General features: G+C 70.6%; 15 protein-coding genes. 6 read left to right on the forward strand and 9 right to left on the reverse strand.

The features are described from left to right. From sctJ to FZO89_RS18470, 6 genes are all read right to left on the reverse strand, one after another. A complete protein-coding gene (gene sctJ / locus FZO89_RS06395; protein WP_187471057.1) occupies positions 1-804 on the reverse strand; it encodes a type III secretion system inner membrane ring lipoprotein SctJ in 804 nt (267 codons plus the stop codon). Between the two features lie 19 nt (positions 805-823). Beyond that, positions 824-1,246 carry a hypothetical protein gene (locus FZO89_RS06400; protein WP_149102463.1) on the reverse strand — a complete coding sequence of 141 codons (423 nt, stop codon included), beginning with the start codon at positions 1,244-1,246 and terminating at the stop codon, positions 824-826. Positions 1,247-1,345: 99 nt separating this feature from the next. Continuing rightward, positions 1,346-1,681: a hypothetical protein gene (locus FZO89_RS06405; protein WP_222928096.1), complete on the reverse strand. Its 336-nt coding sequence runs from the start codon at positions 1,679-1,681 to the stop codon at positions 1,346-1,348. Between the two features lie 142 nt (positions 1,682-1,823). Next, positions 1,824-3,077: an FHA domain-containing protein gene (locus tag FZO89_RS06410; RefSeq protein ID WP_149102464.1), complete on the reverse strand. Its 1,254-nt coding sequence runs from the start codon at positions 3,075-3,077 to the stop codon at positions 1,824-1,826. Between the two features lie 65 nt (positions 3,078-3,142). Next, positions 3,143-5,200, reverse strand: coding sequence for a type III secretion system export apparatus subunit SctV (sctV, locus tag FZO89_RS06415; RefSeq protein WP_149102465.1), 2,058 nt, complete (start codon positions 5,198-5,200; stop codon positions 3,143-3,145). A 297-nt stretch (positions 5,201-5,497) separates the two neighbouring features. Further along, on the reverse strand, positions 5,498-5,956 hold the full coding sequence (locus FZO89_RS18470) for a FliO/MopB family protein (RefSeq protein WP_187471058.1): 459 nt from the start codon (positions 5,954-5,956) through the stop codon (positions 5,498-5,500). A gap of 69 nt (positions 5,957-6,025) precedes the next feature. On the opposite strand from FZO89_RS18470, the gene FZO89_RS06425 reads away from it, so the two are divergent. From FZO89_RS06425 to sctT, 6 genes are read left to right on the forward strand one after another with little or no spacing between them, the layout of a single operon-like run. Next, positions 6,026-7,159 carry a sensor histidine kinase gene (locus tag FZO89_RS06425; RefSeq protein ID WP_187471059.1) on the forward strand — a complete coding sequence of 378 codons (1,134 nt, stop codon included), beginning with the start codon at positions 6,026-6,028 and terminating at the stop codon, positions 7,157-7,159. Positions 7,160-7,162: 3 nt separating this feature from the next. Next, the gene (locus FZO89_RS06430; protein WP_149102468.1) at positions 7,163-7,759 is read left to right on the forward strand and encodes a response regulator transcription factor; all 597 of its coding nucleotides are present in this window, start codon (positions 7,163-7,165) and stop codon (positions 7,757-7,759) included. Continuing rightward, positions 7,752-8,873: a type III secretion system cytoplasmic ring protein SctQ gene (gene sctQ, locus FZO89_RS06435; protein ID WP_149102469.1), complete on the forward strand. Its 1,122-nt coding sequence runs from the start codon at positions 7,752-7,754 to the stop codon at positions 8,871-8,873. The genes FZO89_RS06430 and sctQ overlap by 8 nt, the downstream gene beginning before the upstream one ends. Positions 8,874-8,922: 49 nt before the next feature. After that, positions 8,923-9,939, forward strand: a complete 1,017-nt coding sequence (locus FZO89_RS18980; protein WP_316247533.1) for a hypothetical protein — start codon at positions 8,923-8,925, stop codon at positions 9,937-9,939. 10 nt (positions 9,940-9,949) lie between these two features. After that, positions 9,950-10,216, forward strand: a complete 267-nt coding sequence (gene sctS / locus FZO89_RS06450) for a type III secretion system export apparatus subunit SctS (protein ID WP_149102470.1) — start codon at positions 9,950-9,952, stop codon at positions 10,214-10,216. Further along, the gene (gene sctT / locus FZO89_RS06455) at positions 10,216-11,004 is read left to right on the forward strand and encodes a type III secretion system export apparatus subunit SctT (protein ID WP_149102471.1); all 789 of its coding nucleotides are present in this window, start codon (positions 10,216-10,218) and stop codon (positions 11,002-11,004) included. The genes sctS and sctT overlap by 1 nt, the downstream gene beginning before the upstream one ends. Before the next feature lie 189 nt (positions 11,005-11,193). Here sctT and mdoH read toward each other — a convergent pair whose 3' ends face one another. From mdoH to FZO89_RS06470, 3 genes are all read right to left on the reverse strand, one after another. Continuing rightward, complete coding sequence (mdoH, locus tag FZO89_RS06460) at positions 11,194-13,086, reverse strand: glucans biosynthesis glucosyltransferase MdoH (protein ID WP_149104071.1); 1,893 nt, start codon at positions 13,084-13,086, stop codon at positions 11,194-11,196. A 2-nt stretch (positions 13,087-13,088) separates the two neighbouring features. Beyond that, complete coding sequence (locus FZO89_RS06465; protein WP_149102472.1) at positions 13,089-14,624, reverse strand: OpgD/OpgG family glucan biosynthesis protein; 1,536 nt, start codon at positions 14,622-14,624, stop codon at positions 13,089-13,091. 82 nt (positions 14,625-14,706) lie between these two features. Further along, positions 14,707-16,752 carry a M3 family metallopeptidase gene (locus FZO89_RS06470; protein ID WP_149102473.1) on the reverse strand — a complete coding sequence of 682 codons (2,046 nt, stop codon included), beginning with the start codon at positions 16,750-16,752 and terminating at the stop codon, positions 14,707-14,709. Between the last annotated feature and the right edge of the window lie 145 nt (positions 16,753-16,897).

The raw sequence follows: 16,897 nt of genomic DNA on the forward strand, positions 1-16,897 counted from the left end.
TCAGCCGTTCCAGATCCTGCCGTCGGCGGCCGACTGCGGCGCGCGACGCTGGCGCAGGCGACCCCAGGCGGCCCAGACCAGCGCCAGCAGCGCGAGCACGCCCAGGCCGATGCCGATCGACATCGCGTTGGCCGCCGACATCGCCGCGGGAACGGAGGACGCGCGTTGCGGCGCGTCCGCCACGACGGGCGCGCCCGGCATCGGCACGAACTCGACCGAAACCTTGTTGATGTCGCTCAGCCCTTCGATGCCGTCCTTGACCACCGTCTTGATCCGGGTCTGCATGTTCTCGAGGTTGGCGCCAGGCTGCTGGAAGATCACCACCGCAGCCGACGATTCGCCGTCCTCGCCGCCCAGCGGATCGCGCTGGGCCATGGCGATGTGCACGCGCGCGTCGACCACACCCGGGTAGCCGGACAGCGTTCGCGCAAGCTCCTGCTGACGGCTGCACAGGTACCGCGCGTTCTCCTCGACCGAGGAGGAGGCGATGCCTTCCTTCTTGAAGACGTCGCACATCGACACGTACTGCTGCCGCGGCAGCCCGCGCGCCTGCAGCACCTGCATGGCCTGGGCGAACTCGCCCTTGTCGACCCGGATTTCCCAGCCGGTCTTGCTGATGGACGTGCGCTTCTCGGCATTCACCCCCGAAGCGAGCAGCGCCGCGAACACCTCGTTGGCCTGACGTTCCTCCAGGTCCCCGTACAGCGTGACCCGGGAACAGGCGGCCAGCAGCAGGCAGGCCAGCAGAACGCAAGCTGCGCGCAGGCCGGCGGTCAGGGGGGAGCGGGAACGGGGGGTGTCCATCGGCAGGGCTCCGGAAGGATCAGGACTGCTGCCGGAACAGCTGTTGCACGCCATCGGAGGTGCGGTTGGCGACATTGGAGGTGAGCTGCGACTGGAACAGGAACTGATGACACTGCATCGTCATCTCCAGCATCTGCCCGGGCGACATCTCGGTGGCGCTGGCGGACATCGCGCGCGACAGCGACTCGATGTCCTTCGCGGCGCCGTTGAGGCTGTCGAACGCGTTCACCATCATCTTGGCGGAAGCGGACTCACCCGCGGGTGCCGCAGTGGAAACCGCTTCGGCCGAAGCGCCCGGCTTCGCCGCGTCCACGCCACCGTTGCGCTCGAGCGCCTGCGCGAACTCGCGCACGTCCACCGCCGCTGCCTGCGGCTGCACGGCCCGGGCCGCGGCGGGATTCGCCGCCGCGTCCATGGCCGCCACCTGGATTGCATCGATCATGTTCTGGCTCCTTGCTGCATGCGCCATGCAGGCGCCACCGGATCCGGGCGCGCACGGCAGCGCGCCATGCACGCACCGCGACCCATCGACCGCGGCCGGTTACTGCTTCCGCGCGACCGCACTCAACGATTCGGCCACGCTGTTCTGCGAGGTGGCCGCATTGTTGGACATGAACTGCATCTTGAGGCTGGCCGCGGTCAGCGCGACCATCTGCGAGGGCTCGTCGGAACCCGTCCCGATCTGGTCGGAAAGCTGGGTGATCTCGGACGCCTGCGCATCGAGCGTCTGCCCCCATGCGCGGGACATCGCTTCGTACCAGCTGGTGCCGCTGCCTGCGCCGCCGCTCGAACGCGTGCCGCTGGCGCCGGGGCCGTTGGCGATCGTGGCAGCGCCGATGTACTGGTTGATGAGGTTGCCGTCGGTTGAAATCGTCATCGCAATGCTCCTTGTGCGTCGGAGGTGGACCTGACCTGCGGGGGAATCGAGACGGACTCGACGGGTCCGGACCGTCTCGAATGTGACTTTAGCGGATAAATGTTGCCGTAAACCGTCACCTAGGGTTTACCGCAGGAGATGTTCAAAGCGTGTCGGCGTCGAGCACGTTGGCGCGCAGCCCGGAACGGATTTCAGGTTGCTGAACAAGGTCTCCACGGCGCGCCGCGGCGGGGGCTTCGGGCACTGCCGCGTCGGCCGAGGCGTCCGCGGGCGGGGGCTCGGCCTCGATGGAAGGCGCCGGCGAGGGCCGGAGCTTGGCGAGCGCGCCGTCGGGCCGCAACACGTGCGCATGCGCGCCGATCGAGATCAGCTCGCCCCAGCCCGGGATGGCGTCGCCGACGCTGTAACGCTCACCGTCGGCGGTTTCCACGTACGGCGCGTCGCCACGCACGATCGAGACGACATGGGCCTGGTATTGCGCGGCGTCCGCGGCCTCTTCGCCCGCGTCGGCGATCGCCGCGTCGAGGTTCACCGGTTCGACCATGTTGACGCCGGTCTCGGCCATCGCCCGCGAGCGGATGAATTCGCGCACCGGCTGCTCGTCGCCGCCGAAGTGGCCGGTGACGCGCACGTTGTTGTCGCCCAGGTACTCGGCCTGCGCCGGATAGCCGCCGCTGCGCATGACCTCGGCGACGTCGACCGCGAGGTCCTCGCCGCTGCGCAGCGACACGCTGGCCGGCAGCGCCTCGCTCTCCACCTGCGCGGCGAGCCGCTCGCGTGCGGCGCTGTCGTCGACCGTTCCCGCCAGCACCGCGTTGCCCTCGACATCCCGGGTGATCCGGACTTCGCTGACCCTGTGTTCGCGCGCCAGTTCGCGCAGCCGCTGCTCCACATCGACCGGCGGCGGGCTGGCCGGCATCCACGCGGCGAAGATGGCGAGCCCGGACAGTGCCAGGACCGCGATGCCGGCGATCATCGGCAGGCGGCTGGTGAACGCGGCCCGTGGGCGCGGAGGCGGCTCGTGGCCGAACTCGGGGGCGAGCGCGAGCCATTCCGGGGCATCGGCGCGGCCGAAGGCGATCGCCGCCTGGCCCAGGCCGATGCGCTGGACCTTGGCGATCTCCACCGGATCGCCGGGATGCAGGGTGCGTTCGGGCAGCTCCACCGGCGCATCCAGCGCGCGAAGGTGGAAGCGCCCGTCGACGATGTTCAGCAGCGCGTGGTGCGCGGCCACGCCCGTATCGGCGAGCACCACGTCGCAATCGTCGCCGCTACCGACGAGCACCATCTCGCGTCGCGACAGCGCCCGGGTGGCGCCCGCGTGCAGTCCGGCGACGATGCGCAGCACCGCGTCGTGGTCAACAGGATGGGTGGAGGTATCGGGGGAAGACGACATCGGGACGGACTCCTGCGGGCGGGGGACCCCACGGGACGGGTTTGGACGACGGCGGCACGGACCGGTCAGGCATTGATCTGTCCGGCCTGGACGATGCGCAGGTCAGGCGCAAGCTCCTGGTAGGAGAGCACCGGCAGTTCGAAGAAGTCCACCTCCAGCAGCTTGCGCAGGTGGCGGCGGACGTCGAGCGAGCACAGCAGCGCCGGTCGCACGCCCGGCGCCTGGCGACCGAGCTGGGCGCGCACCTCGCCGCCCAGCCGCGCAGCCAGTTCCGGCGAGATCGCCAGCTGGCTCGCGCCGCCGGCGACGCGCACGGACTGGCGCAGCTTGTCCTCGAGCTCGGGGTGGATCAGCAGCACGTGCAGGTTGCGGTCGCGGTCCGACCAGCGCTCGGCGATCTCGCGCTTGAGCGCCACGCGCACGTACTCGGTGAGCAGCACCACGTCCTTCTCGCGGCTGCCGACATCGGTGATCGCCTCGAAGGCGTCGCGCAGGTTGCGTACCGGCACGCCTTCCTCGGCCAGCCGCCGCAGCACGTCGGCCACGCGCTGCGGCGCGACCACGCGCAGCATCTCCTTCACCAGGTCGGGATAGTCGCGCTGCATCTTGCCGAACAGGTTCGAGGTCTCCTGGATGCCGAGGAAGCTGCCGAGCCGGCGCCGCAGCGCTGCGTCGACATGCCAGGCCAGCAGGTCGAGCGGCGCCAGCGCGCCCGCCTCGGCCACGCCCTCGCGCCAATGCCCGTGGACGGGCGGGAAGAACCCCGGCTGCGCCGCCGTGCCGGCGATCTGCGGTTCGAACACGCCCTCGCGCGGCAGCCGGCCCGACGCGACCCGCGCGCCGTGCGCACTGAGCCGGTACTCGCCCTCCGGCAACGCGGGGGAGATGCGCACCACCGGGGTCGGCAGCGGCACGCCGAACTCGTCGCGCACCTGCCTGGTCACCGCGCCCATGCGCGCACGCGCGGGTTCCTGCCCGATCGCGGTGGCCAGCGAAGGCGACAGTTCCAGCAGCAGCGGGGGCGGCGGCGCGAAATCGTCGGTCTCGACCGGCACCTGCGAGGCGGCCATCTCCTCGTCGCTGACCTTGAACAGCTTGCGCAGGGTCTCGAACTGCAGCCGGTAGCGCCAGGCGCTGAAACCGAGCAGGCCCAGGCCCAGCACCAGGAACACCGGCCACGGGAAGCCCGGCACCAGCGTCATCAGCATCGCCAGCAGGCCGGTGATCAACGCGACCCGCGGCTGCGCGCCGACCTGGCGCGAGATCGCGTCGCCGAGGTGGCGATCCTCGACTTCGCCGGCCGTGCGGGTCACCACCAGTCCGGCGGCCATCGTGGCGAGGATCGCGGGGATCTGCGACACCAGGCCGTCGCCGATGGTCAGGATGCTGTAGGTGTGCGTGGCCTGCGCCAGCGACATGTCCTTCTGCAGCACGCCGATCGCCAGGCCGCCGAGCAGGTTGACCAGGATGATGACGATGCCGCAGATCGCGTCGCCCTTGACGAACTTCATCGCGCCGTCGAGCGAGCCGTGCAACTGGCTCTCGGTCTCGAGCAGGCGGCGCTTGCGGCGCGCCTCGTCCTTGTCGATCAGGCCGGCGCGCAGGTCCGAGTCGATCGACAGCTGCTTGCCCGGCATCGCATCGAGGGTGAAGCGCGCGGCGACCTCGGCCACGCGCTCGGCGCCCTTGGCGATCACGATGAACTGGACCACGGTGATGATCAGGAACACCACCAGGCCGACCACCAGGTTGTTGCCGGCGACCAGGGTGCCGAAGGTCTCGACGATGTGGCCGCCCTCGGCGTGCAGCAGGATCGACTTGGTGATCGCTATCGAGATCGCGAGCCGGAACAGCGTGGTCAGCAGCAGCACGCTCGGGAAGCTGGAGAACGCGACCGGGTTGGGGATGTAGATGCCCAGCAGCAGCAGGCCGAAGCCGATCGAGATGTTGACCGCGACCAGCGCATCGAGCGCCACCAGCGGCAAGGGCAGGATCATCACGCTGATGATCAGCACCGCGCCGAAGGCCAGCACCACGTCGCTGTAGCCCGGGCGACGTCGAGGCGCGGAGCCTTCCGGGGCCGCGAACAGCGATGTCAGCCAACTGCGTACGTTCGTCGTCATCCGTGGCCCTGGGGGAAGGGGGGCATGGTCTGCAGCCTGCGCAGGGAGCCGTGGGATCCTGCGGAATGGTGCATCGAGCCTGCGCCAGCATGTCGACGGCGGCCCCTGCCCCACCCGCACGACGCCGCGTGCGGAAAGCGGTCGCCCGCGCCCTGCGCCGGCCCCACCTTCCGCGACGCATCGCGCCGCTGCAACGCGACCATATATCGCCGCGATGTTATGCGTACGTCAACAGGATGTTGCATCCGGATGTCTCATCCATCACGGCGCGCCCCGTCCCGCGCAGGTGGATTCGCATCACGGTCGTTTAACCTTGAGCCGCTGTAATAAGCTCAACGGACCCCCGCCGCCGTCAGGTGTCTCCCTGGCGGCGAGGGGACCCAGGTCGTCGTCGTCGAGCGTGGAAACCAGCGTTACCGCGTGCGCGCTCACTCCGATGGCGAATGCGCGCCCGGCGCGCGAACGCACCACCACGATGCGCTCGCGCGGCCCGACCGGGAGCACCTGCACCACGGACAGCGGCGCGTCCGGACCCGCCAGGCCGAAGCGCCGCCGCAGCATGTGGAGCAGCACCAGCAGGAAGACGATGATGAATGCCAGAGGCAACAGGATCGCCATGAGCTCCCACAGGTACGAACCTCCCTCCGCGGTGGATGCGGTCGCCGGCGGGACCGCGGCAGTGGCCTGCGCCGCCAGGAACGTCGGCGCGGTCGACAGGAGCAGGATCAGGGCGTGGCGCGGTGGGCTGGAGATCATCGTTGGGCATCGCACGGCAGGGAGTCCGGACGCGGCGGGCGATCCGGCCGCATACCGTAGCAGGCCGGCGTGGCGCGGGCGCGCGAGCGCCTGCGCACCTCGCGCCAGCGGTCGGGGCGCGGCTGCATGACGCCGCCGGCGGCGCGCCGACGCCCCGCCGCCGACGCGGCGCCGGGGCTTGGCGCGATCCTCGGCGCGATCCCCTTCGCCTGCGCCGCGTATGCGCGCGCCGACGGCGCCCTGGTGGCAGGCAACCGCGGCTTCACCGACGCGTTTTCGGCGCTGCCCGGCCATCGCGACCGCGCGCAACTGGCGGCCGCACTGGGCGTGCCTGCCGACGCCGACGGCGCGGAGGCGCGCGCGCCGCACAGCGGCCACTGGTACGCCCTGCACTGGCGCCCACTTTCGCTCGAAGGCCACGACCTCGAACTGCTCACCGCAGTCGACATCAGTGCCCGGCTCGAAGCTCTGGACACCCACAAGCACCAGCAGGAGAAGCTGCTGTTCACCTCGCGCCTGATGTCGGTCGGCGAGATGGCGGCCACGCTGGCGCACGAACTCAACCAGCCGCTGGCCGCGATCGTCAACTACCTCAACGGCAGCCTGCGTCTGGTGGGCCAGGCCGGCGGCCCGGCGCAGGTCGAACGCGCCCTGGTCGCGGCACGCACCCAGGCCGAACACGCGAGCGCGGTGATCTCCCGGGTGCGCGAGTTCGTGCGCGCCCGCGAGCCGAAGCGCGATGCGCAAGATGTGACGGTGATCGCAAATACGGTCCTCGAACTGCTCCGCCTGGAGGCCGAGCGCCAGCAGCTGCGCATCGACCTGGCGCTGTCCGCGGCCCTGCCCATGGTCTACGCCGACCGGGTGATGGTCGAGCAGGTGCTGCTCAACCTGGTGAAGAACGCGATCGAAGCCATGCGCGAGATCCCGGCCGCGCAGCGCGAGCTGCGCATCGAAGGCCGCGTGAACCTCGACGACGAGATCGAGGTGCGGGTGCTGGACCGCGGCGGCGGCCTCGATGCCGCGGAGAGCGAGCAGCTGTTCTCGCCGTTCTTCACCACCAAGACCGACGGCCTCGGCATCGGCCTGGCGATCTGCCGCTCGATCATCGAATACCATGAAGGACGATTGTTCTTCGAACCCAGGCCGGACGGTGGCAGTGTGTTCGCATTCACGCTGCCGCGGGCCGAAGGGAGGCTCTAGGGCATGGCACCGGCGCGGATCTACCTGGTCGACGACAACGACGCGTTCCGCGAATCGACCGCGTGGCTGCTGGAAACCGCGGGCTTCGAACCGCGCCCCTTCGCCTCAGGCGCCGCCTTCCTCGCCGCCTACGAAGCCGAACGCCACGGCGCGCGCGACGAGTGCCTGGTTTCCGACATCCGCATGCCGCAGATGAGCGGCCTGCAGTTGCAGGACGAGCTGATCCGGCGCGGCATCCGCCTGCCGCTGGTGTTCGTGACCGCACACGGCGACGTGCCGCTGGCGGTCGAGGCGATGCGCAAGGGCGCCACCAATTTCCTCGAGAAGCCGTTCACCGACGAAGCCCTGACCCATGCCCTCCACGCCGCGTTCGCCAGCCGCAGCCAGCATGCGCGGATGCGCAACGAGGCGCTGGAGAAGCTGAGCCCGCGCGAGCGCCAGGTGCTCGACCTGGTGGTGGCGAGCAAGCCCAACAAGATCATCGCGGACATCCTCGGGATCAGCATCAAGACCGTGGAACTGCACCGCGCCAACATGATGTCCAAACTCGGCGTGCGTTCGCTGCCGGAACTGATGAAGGTGGCGCTCGGACATGGCTGAAACCGCGAAGAAGTCCCGCAAGTCCACCGGCCGCGCCGCACGCAGCGGCCCCGCGGCGGGCCCGGCGCCCGCGACGCGCACGCTGCGCGGCCTGGTGCCGTCGCTGTCGGCCGCGGAGGCTGCGGCGCTGCGCGGCCTGTTCGCCACGCCGCAGGGCTGGACCCTGCGCGACAACGGCGTGCTGCAGTTCATGCCCGGCAAACCGGCCCCCGCCGCGCAGACCTTCGCACTCGATGCCGAAGGCACCCGCATCGGGCTAGCACTGCAGGCCCCCGACGACGGCGGTGGCCTGCACTGGAGCGATTACCAGGGGCGCTCGCGCGTGCTCGCCTGGAGCCTTGCGCACGAGGCCCAGCTGATGCGGCTGAGCGAAGCCTTCGGCGTGGTGCTGACGCCCGTCGCCGACGACGATGCCGGCACCGACGGGACCGACGCGTTGTGGCTGGATTTCATCGTCGACGAGGAGCCGGCCGACGACAGCGCCTCGCGCATGCCGGCGCTGCAGGGCGCGCTGCGCATGCCGGCGCGCTGGAGCGAGCGTCTGCTGGAACGCGCCGACCCGCCGTACGAGGATGCGCCGACGGCGCTGGGCCGTTGGCGCGAACTCGGCGTGCCGGTGTCGTTGCAATGGCGGCTGCCGCCGCTGCCGTTCGCGGAATGGTCGTCGCTGCAGCCCGGCGACGTGCTCGTCGCCGGCCGCCGCAGCCGGCCGCCGCAGGCGCTGGCGTGCGCCGGTGATCTGGCATGGCCGCTGGCCCCGACCCCGGATGGCTGGCGGATCGACGGCCCTCCCAGGCATCTTCCGACCGTAGCGCAGGAGACTTCCCCGATGACCGATACCCTCCCCGATGCCGGCGGCGACGCCGCGGGCGATCTTCCCGCCGACGGCGAAGCACTGGCGCGCCGGCTTCCGGTCGATGTCAGCTTCGAACTGGGCCGCAGCGAACTGCGGGTCGGCGAACTGTCTTCGCTGCAGCCGGGCTACGTATTTCCGTTGGCCGTGCCGGTCGAAGGCGCGAACGTGACCATCCGCGCCAACGGCCAAGCGGTGGGCCAGGGCGAGGTGGTCGCCGTCGGCGACACCCTCGGCGTGCGCCTGCTGTGGTGGAACTGAGCGGCGCCTGCCGCGCACCTCGCCTCGTCGGCGCCGACCGGGAAGCCCCATGGACCTGAGCAGCTACTCCCCCGCCCTCGTTCTCGTCGTCATCGTCGCCCTCGCGCTGGCGCCGTTCGTCGCGGTCATGGTGACCTCGTTCACCAAGATCGTGGTCGTGCTCAGCCTGCTGCGCAACGCGCTCGGCCTGCAGCAGGTGCCCCCGAACGTGGTGATCAACGGCCTGGCGATCGTGCTGTCGATCTACGTGATGTATCCGGTGATCCTGCAGACGTACGAGGCGGTCACCGCCCACCAACAGGGCCTCCCCGTACCGGCGGACGTCCAGGCGCAGGTCGACCGGCGCGAACGCGAACAGGCGGCGCGCGCCAGGGCGCAGGCCGAACGCGCCGCGCAGCGCGCGCAGTCGACGCAGGAGCAGGCCGCGGCCGGCGCGACCGATGCGCAGCTCGCCGCGGACGAGCCGGCACCCACCAGCCCCGCGGCGGCAGACGCGCTGCAGGCCGAGTCCGAGGCGGACGCCGCGCGCGCCTCCGGCAGCGGGGCCGAGCCGGGGCCGCTGTTCCGCAACGTCACCACCGGCGACCCGGTGGCGGACCCCGGCGACGGGGCGCAGGCGGAGATCGTGGTTCCGGCGCCTGCGCAGTCCACGCCGGAGGCCGGGGGCACCGACGGCGCGCGGCTGCTGGCCATGTTCGAAGCGGGCAAGGAACCGTTGCGGACCTTCCTCATCGAGCATTCCAATCCCGCCGAGCGCGGCTTCTTCCTGCGCAGTGCGCGCAGCCTGCTCCCCGAGGAGCGCCGCAACGACCTCGGTGTGGACGATTTCATCGTGGTCATCCCGGCATTCACCGTGAGCGAGCTCACCGCCGCGTTCCAGATCGGCTTCCTGATCTTCCTGCCGTTCCTGATCATCGACCTGGTGGTGGCCAATATCCTGCTCGCGCTGGGCATGATGATGATGTCGCCGACCACGGTATCGCTGCCGTTCAAGCTGCTGCTGTTCGTACTGATCGACGGCTGGGCCAAGCTGGTGCATGGCCTGGTCCTGACCTACACGCCCTAGGAGGACGACGATGGGCGAAACCCTCGAACTCACCCGGCAGGCGCTGTGGCTGGTGCTGCTGCTGTCGGGACCGCCGATCGCGGCGGCGGCGATCGTCGGCCTGGTGGTGGCGTTCCTGCAGGCCGCGACGCAGATCCAGGACCAGACCTTCGCCTACGCGCTGAAGTTCGTCGCGATCGTGCTGGCGCTGTTCGTCACCGGGGCGATGATCGGCGGCACGCTGTACACCTACTCCAATCGGATCTTCATCGAGTTCCCTGGCCTGATCCGGCGCTGATGGAAATCTTCTCCTCGGCCGAGACCGCGCTGCTGGCGCTGGGCCTGACGCTTCCTCGCATCGTCGGCGCGTTCATCATGCTGCCGCTGATCAGCCCGCAGAACATGCCGGCGATGGTGCGCAACAGCTTCCTGGTCAGCCTGGCGATCGTGGCGCTGCCGATCGTGGTCACCACCGCGCCGCCGGGGACGATGAGCACGCTGTCGTGGCCGGCGCTGGTGGTCAAGGAGCTGTTCATCGGCATCGCCATCGGCTTCTGCTTCGGCATCGTGTTCTGGGCGATCGCCGCGGCGGGCAACGTCATCGACACCCAGATCGGCATGTCGATGGCCACCGTGTTCGACCCGATCCAGGGCCACCAGACCTCGCTGCACAGCGAGTTCCTGTCGCATTTCGCCGCGTGGGTGTTCATGGCCAGCGGCGCGTTCCTGATCTTCCTCGACCTGCTGATGTCGAGCTACGCGATCTGGCCGCCGACCTCGTTCTTCCCGAACCTGCCCGCGGCCGGCATGAACCTGTTCGTCGGCCATTTCAGCTACTTCATGACCACGATGCTGGTGCTGGCCGCGCCGGTGATGGTGATCCTGCTGATCATCGACCTGGCCTTCGGCCTGGTGAACCGCTACGCGCCGCAGCTCAACGTGTTCGCGCTGACGCTGCCGCTCAAGGCCTGGGCGGCGACCGGCATCATCCTGCTGCTGCTGGGCGTGTACGTCGAAGTACTGGTGCGCCGGCTCGGCGACAGCCAGGGGCTGGTGGAAATGTTGCGCAGGACGTTCGGCGGCTAGCGCGGACGGTCGCCGCGCCGCCTGCGCAATGCGAGCTGCTGCCCAGGATCCCTCGCTGCGCTCGGGATGACAGATTCCATCATCGCCAGTCATCCCGGGCGCAGCGAGGGATCTCGCGCAGCGAAACACCTTGCGCCACGCGACGTCAGGTCCTTGCCGCGCCCTCGCCGGGAACACTCCGCCGCCCGATCACGGCGACTCCGCCTGCACCCGGATCTCGTGCGCCCGCAGCAGGATCTCCGGCGGGCCGGTTTCCTCCGGCGTGGCGAAGATGCCGGCCCGCCGCAGCCAGTCGCCGGGCGCCTTCGCCGACGTCAGGGCGACCACGGGGATCGACAGCACCAGCCCCGCGATCACCGGCGACATCCAGGCCGCCAGTCCCGGCGAGACCAGGTAGGCCGCCACGCCCGCGCCCACGCCGAACAGCGTCAGCCCGCCATAGCGCGCCACCAGCGCCGACAGCGGCAGCGTGCCGTCGTCGCGGCGCTGCGCGTCCCAGCCCGAATCCTTGCCCGACAGCACCTCGGCCACCCCGCGCGACTGCAGGTACATCGTGACCGGCGCCATCAGCGCGGCCAGCACCGTCTCGAGCAGCAGTCCGGCGGCCAGCCGCGCCGTCCCGCCGCAGGCGCGGCGCGTGGCGCGGTCGCGCAGCGTCGCCACGAAACCGAGCAGCTTGGGCGCGAACAGCAGCGCCATGGTCAGTGCGAACACCCACAGGAAGCGTTCCGGATCGGCGTCGCGCCAGTACGCCAGCGGCGAATAACCGCCGTCGCCGCCGCCGATTCCGGCGGCCTCGAGCGGGATCGACAGGCCCACCAGCATCAGCATCGCCCACATCGGCGCGGTGAAGTAGTGGCCGATGCCGATCAGCAGGTGCACGCGGCTGACCCAGTGCAGGCCGCGCGCCGGCAGCACCACCGAGTGCTGCAGGTTGCCCTGGCACCAGCGACGGTCGCGCACCAGCATGTCGGTCAGCGACGGCGGTCCTTCCTCGTAGCTTCCGCCCAGACCCGGCTCCATGTGCAGCGCCCAGCCGCCGCGGCGCATCAGCGCCGCCTCGACGAAATCGTGGCTGAGCACGGTGCCGCCGAACGGTTCGCGTCCGCGCAGTTCCGGCAAGCCCGCGAACCCGGCGAACGCCCGGGTGCGGATCATCGCGTTGTGTCCCCAGTAGTTGCTTTCCGCGCCGTGCCACCATGCCACCCCGTGCGCGACCACCGGTCCATAGACGCGACCGGAGAACTGCTGCATGCGCGCGAACACGGTGGCGCCGTTGACCACCAGCGGCAGGGTCTGGATCAGCGCGACGTCGGCATGGCGCTCCATCGCGGCCGCCAGGCGCACGATGGTGGCGCCGCTCATCAGGCTGTCGGCGTCCAGGATCAGCATGTGCGCGAACCCGCCGCCGAAGCGGCGCACCCAGCCGGCGATGTTGCCGGCCTTGCGCTCGCTGTTGTCCTCGCGGCGCCGGTAGTACAGGCCGATGCCCGCGCCCAGCCGCCGGCGGAGGTCGAGGAATGCGCGTTCCTCTTCCGCGGCGATCTCCGGCCGGCGCGTGTCGCTGAGGATGAAGCAGTCGAAGTGCGCGGCCCGGCCGGTGGCCGCCACAGATTCCAGGATCGCCTGTACGCCGGCCAGGGTGCGCCGCGGGTCCTCGTTGTAGACCGGCACCAGCAGCGCGGTGCGGGTGGCCAGTTCCGGCAATGGCCCCTCGTTCGCCAGGCCCAGTCGCAGCGGCCGACGCGCGACGACGCGCGCGAATCCCGGCAGCGCGCCCATGAACGAGAACGCGATCCACGCGAACAACAGCACGAACAGCACCAGCAGCACGCCCTCGAGGATCTCGATGCCGTCGCCGCGCATCAGCCACCACATCTGGTACGCGGCGAGCGCGGTCAACGCCGCGGTGCCGCCGAACACGAAGGCGCGTCGCAACCCGATCGACGCCGGCGTGCTCGGCAGGCGCGCGTTGGCCAGCCGGCCGGCATGCAGATCCTGTACCGGCATCGCCAGCGGTGCCTCGGGCGGAACCCAGGGGGCGTCGGCAAGATCGGCAGGCGCAACGGTCGCGGCGTCCATGGTCACGCCGGCCACCGCGACAGCCAGGTTTCCGAGAGTGGCTCACCGGACGCATCGAGCAGGCGCGCGCGCAGTTCCACCTCGGCCGTCCCCGCCGGCATCAGTTCGAAGCTCATGCGCCAGCGACCGGTGGCCGCGACGCGGTAGGCCACCGGATTGCGCAACTCGCCGGCCGAAGCGGACGCCTCGACCCGCGGCGCCGCGTCCGCGGCCAGCGTGGCCAGGCGTCCGCCGTCGAAATCGACAACGAACAGCCTCGGCCGCGCGCCCTCGCCATCGCCTTCGCCGGTGCGGGTGGCCACCACCCGCGCCAGTTGCGGCAGCCAGGCGTGGTCGCGGCCCCAGTGCAGGCGGTAGCGGAAGCGGTGCTCGCGCCCTGCCGCGAGCGGCGCCCGCGGCCGCCAGAAGGCGACGATGTTGTCGGCGAATTCGTTGCCGGTCGGCAGTTCGACCAGGTGCACCTCGCCCGCACCCCAGTCGCCCAGTGGTTCGACCCAGGCGTCCGGCCGGCGCTCGTACGAGCCTTCCGCGTCCTGGAACTGCTCGAAATCGCGCTTGCGCTGCATCAGGCCGAAGCCGCGCGGATGCTCGTCCTGGAAACCGCTGTGCGAAACCCCCGGCGGATTGCGCAGTGGCCGCCAGGCCTGTTCACCGGCGCCGTTGAACAGCGCCAGGCCATCGGAGTCGTGCACCGCGGGGCGGAAGTCGTCGACCCCGACCCGGTCGCCGGGGTCGAACTCGAACATGCTCGTCAGCGGCGCGATCCCGGCATTGCGCAGTTCCACCCGCGGATAGAGCCGCGCGTCCACGTCGATCAGGGTTTCCTCGCCCGCTGGGCGGATCGCGAAGCGGTAGGCACCGGCCACGCTCGGGCTGTCGAGCAGCGCGTGCACGACCATGCTGTCGGCGCCCACCGCAGGCACTTCCAGCCAGAACGCGCGGAACAGCGGGAACTCCTCCGGTCCCGGGTCGCCGCTGCCCAGCGCCAGCCCGCGCGCGGACAGGCCATACACCAGGCCGCGCGCCACCGCGCGGAAATAGCTGGCGCCGAGGAACACGCACAGCTCGTCGAAGTACTCGTCGCTGTTGACGGGCGCATGCAGGCGGAAGCCGGCATGGCCGAGCGCGGGATCGTCGGGCGGCTGCACCTGCGGCCCGAAGTCGAAGCGGTCGCGGCGATACGGAAGCGGGGTCGCGCGGCCATCCCCGACCAGATGCAGGTCGACCCGGTCCTTGAACAGGAACCCGCGATGGAACAGCTGCGCCTGGAACGGCGCGCCGGTGTCGCGCCACAGCGCGCGTTCGGGCCGGAAGCGGTAGTCGCGGAACTGGTCGTAGTCGATCGTGTCCAGCGGCGGCGGCAGCGTGCGCACGGGCGGCGCGTAGGCCCGCGCGGCCGATGCGCGTGCCAGCGAGGGCACGGTGTCGTCGTCGAAAAGGCCGCCGCCCGCGGCGCCGCGCGCGGCGGCGGACAGGCCAGGCAGGGCCAGCAGCAGCGGCATCGATGCACCGGCCGCGATCAGTTGTCGGCGTCGCAAGGCAACCTCTTGGGGGGCGATAACCCGCCATCATTAGACGGGCCGACGCTTAACGGAACGTCAAGGCGACGTCAGCATACCCTCAGCCGGCCATTCCGGAATGCCGCAGCAGGGCATCGATCCGCGGCGCGCGTCCGCGGAACGCATGGAAGTTCTCGGCGGCGCTGCGCACGCCGCCGCGCGCGAGCACTTCGTGGCGGAAGCGCGCGCCGGTTTCGGCGATCCTGTCGGGCGCTTCCTCGAACGCGGCGTAGGCGTCCGCACTCAGCACCTCGGCCCACTTGTAGCTGTAGTAGCCGGCGGCGTAGCCGCCGGAGAAGACATGACCGAACTGGTGCTGGAACCGGTTCCACGCCGGCGGCACGTTGACCGCCACCTCGCGGCGCACCGCGTCGACCAGTTGCTGCACCGAATCGCGCGCCGGATCGAAGCCTTCGTGCAGCGCCATGTCGAACAGCGCGAATTCCAGCTGGCGCACGGTGGCCATGCCGCTCTGGAAGTTCTTCGCCGCCACCATGCGGTCGAACAGCGCGCGTGGCAGCGGCTCGCCGGTCTCGACGTGCGCGGTCATCGCCTCGACGCGCTCCCACTCCCAGCAGAAGTTCTCCATGAACTGGCTGGGCAGCTCCACCGCGTCCCATTCCACGCCGTTGATGCCGGCCACGCCCAGCTCGCCCACGCGGGTGAGCAGCTGGTGCATGCCATGGCCCATCTCGTGGAACAGCGTGGTCACGTCGGCATGACTGAAGGTCGCGGGCCTGCCGTCGGCGCCGCGGCCGAAGTTGCAGACCAGGTGCACGATCGGCGTCTGCACGGCAACTGCCTGCGCCTGCGTGCCGCGGTCGCGCCGGTTGCGGCAGTCGTCCATCCAGGCGCCACCGCGCTTGCCCTCGCGCGCGTACAGGTCGAGGTAGAACTGGCCGACGAGCGCGCCGTCGGCATCGACCAGCCGGTAGAAGCGCACGTCCTCGTGCCAGACCGGCGCGCTGTCCGGCTCCACGCGCAAGCCGTAGAGGTCGTGGACCAGACCGAACAGGCCGTCCAGCACCTTCGGCTCGGTGAAGTACTGCTTCACCTCCTGCGCGGAGAAGCTGTAGCGCGACTGCTTGAGCTTCTCGCTGGCGTACGCGAGGTCCCAGGCCTCGAGCGAGCCGAGATCCAGCTCCGCCTTCGCGAACGCTTCCAGTTCGGCGCGGTCGCGCTGCGCATGGGGCCTGGCGCGCGCGGCGAGATCGCGCAGGAAGCCCAGCACCTCGCCCGGCGTGTCGGCCATCTTGGTGGCGAGCGAGTACCCGGCATAGCTGCCGAAGCCCAGCAGTGCGGCAAGTTCGGCGCGCAGCGCTAGGATCTGGTCGATCAGGGCGCTGTTGTCGAGCGCGGGATCGTCGCCGAGCTCCGAGGCGCGCACCGCATTGGCGCGGTACAGGGTGGCGCGCAGCTCGCGATCGTCGGCGTAGGCCAGCACCGGCAGGTAGACCGGCATCTGCAGCCCCAGCTTCCAGCCCGGCTTGCCGTCCTTCTCCGCCGCCGCGCGGCAGGTGGCGACCACGTCGGCCGGGAGGCCGGACAGGCGCGATGCGTCCTCGATGTACAGCGCCCAGGCGTCGGTGGCATCGAGCACGTTCTGCGAGAACTTCGCCGATGCCGCCGACAGCGCTTCGCGGATCTCGCCGTAGCGCGCCTTCTGCGCATCGGGCAGCTCCGCGCCGCCGAGGCGGAAGTCGCGCAGCGCGTTCTCCACCACCTTGCGCCGCGCCTCGTCGCAGCCTGCGAATCCAGGCGCGTCGGCCAGCCTGCGGTACTGCGCGAACAACGCGAGGTTCTGGCCCAGCGAGCTCCAGAAGCGCGTGACCGCCGGCAGTGTCTCGTTGTAGACCGCGCGCAGTTCCGGCGTGTTGACCACCGCCTCGAGGTGTCCCACCTGGCCCCAGGCCCGGGCCAAGCGCTCGGTGGCGTCGTCCAGCGGCACCACGAAGCTGTCCCAGGTGACCGGCGAGACAGTCTCGGCCTCGCGCACGGCAGTCTCCGCACGGGACAGCAGCTCCGCGATCGCGGGCGCGACGTGTTCGGGACGGATCGCGTCGAAGCGCGGCGGGCCGGAGAAGTCGAGCAGCGGGTTCGGCGACATGGAATGGGGTCCGGGTTCGGCAGGGGTGGAAGGGAAGTGGGTGCCCGCGCGGTTCGGATCAAGCATGCCATGCGTTGCAGCCGCGCCGCGTCGCGGGCCGCGCATGCCACCGCGGCCGGGACGCGCATCGACCGCCGGTCGTCTT

This window comes from Luteimonas viscosa, from assembly GCF_008244685.1.
In the GTDB taxonomy this organism is placed as follows: domain Bacteria; phylum Pseudomonadota; class Gammaproteobacteria; order Xanthomonadales; family Xanthomonadaceae; genus Luteimonas; species Luteimonas viscosa.

Coding starts and splice junctions, on each gene's coding strand:
- FZO89_RS06405 (WP_222928096.1), bottom strand. CDS start 1,681: ATGACGATTTCAACCGACGGCAACCTCATCAACCAGTACATCGGCGCT.
- FZO89_RS06430 (WP_149102468.1), top strand. CDS start 7,163: ATGGCACCGGCGCGGATCTACCTGGTCGACGACAACGACGCGTTCCGC.
- FZO89_RS18470 (WP_187471058.1), bottom strand. CDS start 5,956: ATGATCTCCAGCCCACCGCGCCACGCCCTGATCCTGCTCCTGTCGACC.
- sctT (WP_149102471.1), top strand. CDS start 10,216: ATGGAAATCTTCTCCTCGGCCGAGACCGCGCTGCTGGCGCTGGGCCTG.
- FZO89_RS06470 (WP_149102473.1), bottom strand. CDS start 16,752: ATGTCGCCGAACCCGCTGCTCGACTTCTCCGGCCCGCCGCGCTTCGAC.
- sctQ (WP_149102469.1), top strand. CDS start 7,752: ATGGCTGAAACCGCGAAGAAGTCCCGCAAGTCCACCGGCCGCGCCGCA.
- sctJ (WP_187471057.1), bottom strand. CDS start 804: ATGGACACCCCCCGTTCCCGCTCCCCCCTGACCGCCGGCCTGCGCGCA.
- mdoH (WP_149104071.1), bottom strand. CDS start 13,086: ATGGACGCCGCGACCGTTGCGCCTGCCGATCTTGCCGACGCCCCCTGG.
- FZO89_RS18980 (WP_316247533.1), top strand. CDS start 8,923: ATGGACCTGAGCAGCTACTCCCCCGCCCTCGTTCTCGTCGTCATCGTC.
- sctV (WP_149102465.1), bottom strand. CDS start 5,200: ATGACGACGAACGTACGCAGTTGGCTGACATCGCTGTTCGCGGCCCCG.
- FZO89_RS06400 (WP_149102463.1), bottom strand. CDS start 1,246: ATGATCGATGCAATCCAGGTGGCGGCCATGGACGCGGCGGCGAATCCC.
- FZO89_RS06410 (WP_149102464.1), bottom strand. CDS start 3,077: ATGTCGTCTTCCCCCGATACCTCCACCCATCCTGTTGACCACGACGCG.
- sctS (WP_149102470.1), top strand. CDS start 9,950: ATGGGCGAAACCCTCGAACTCACCCGGCAGGCGCTGTGGCTGGTGCTG.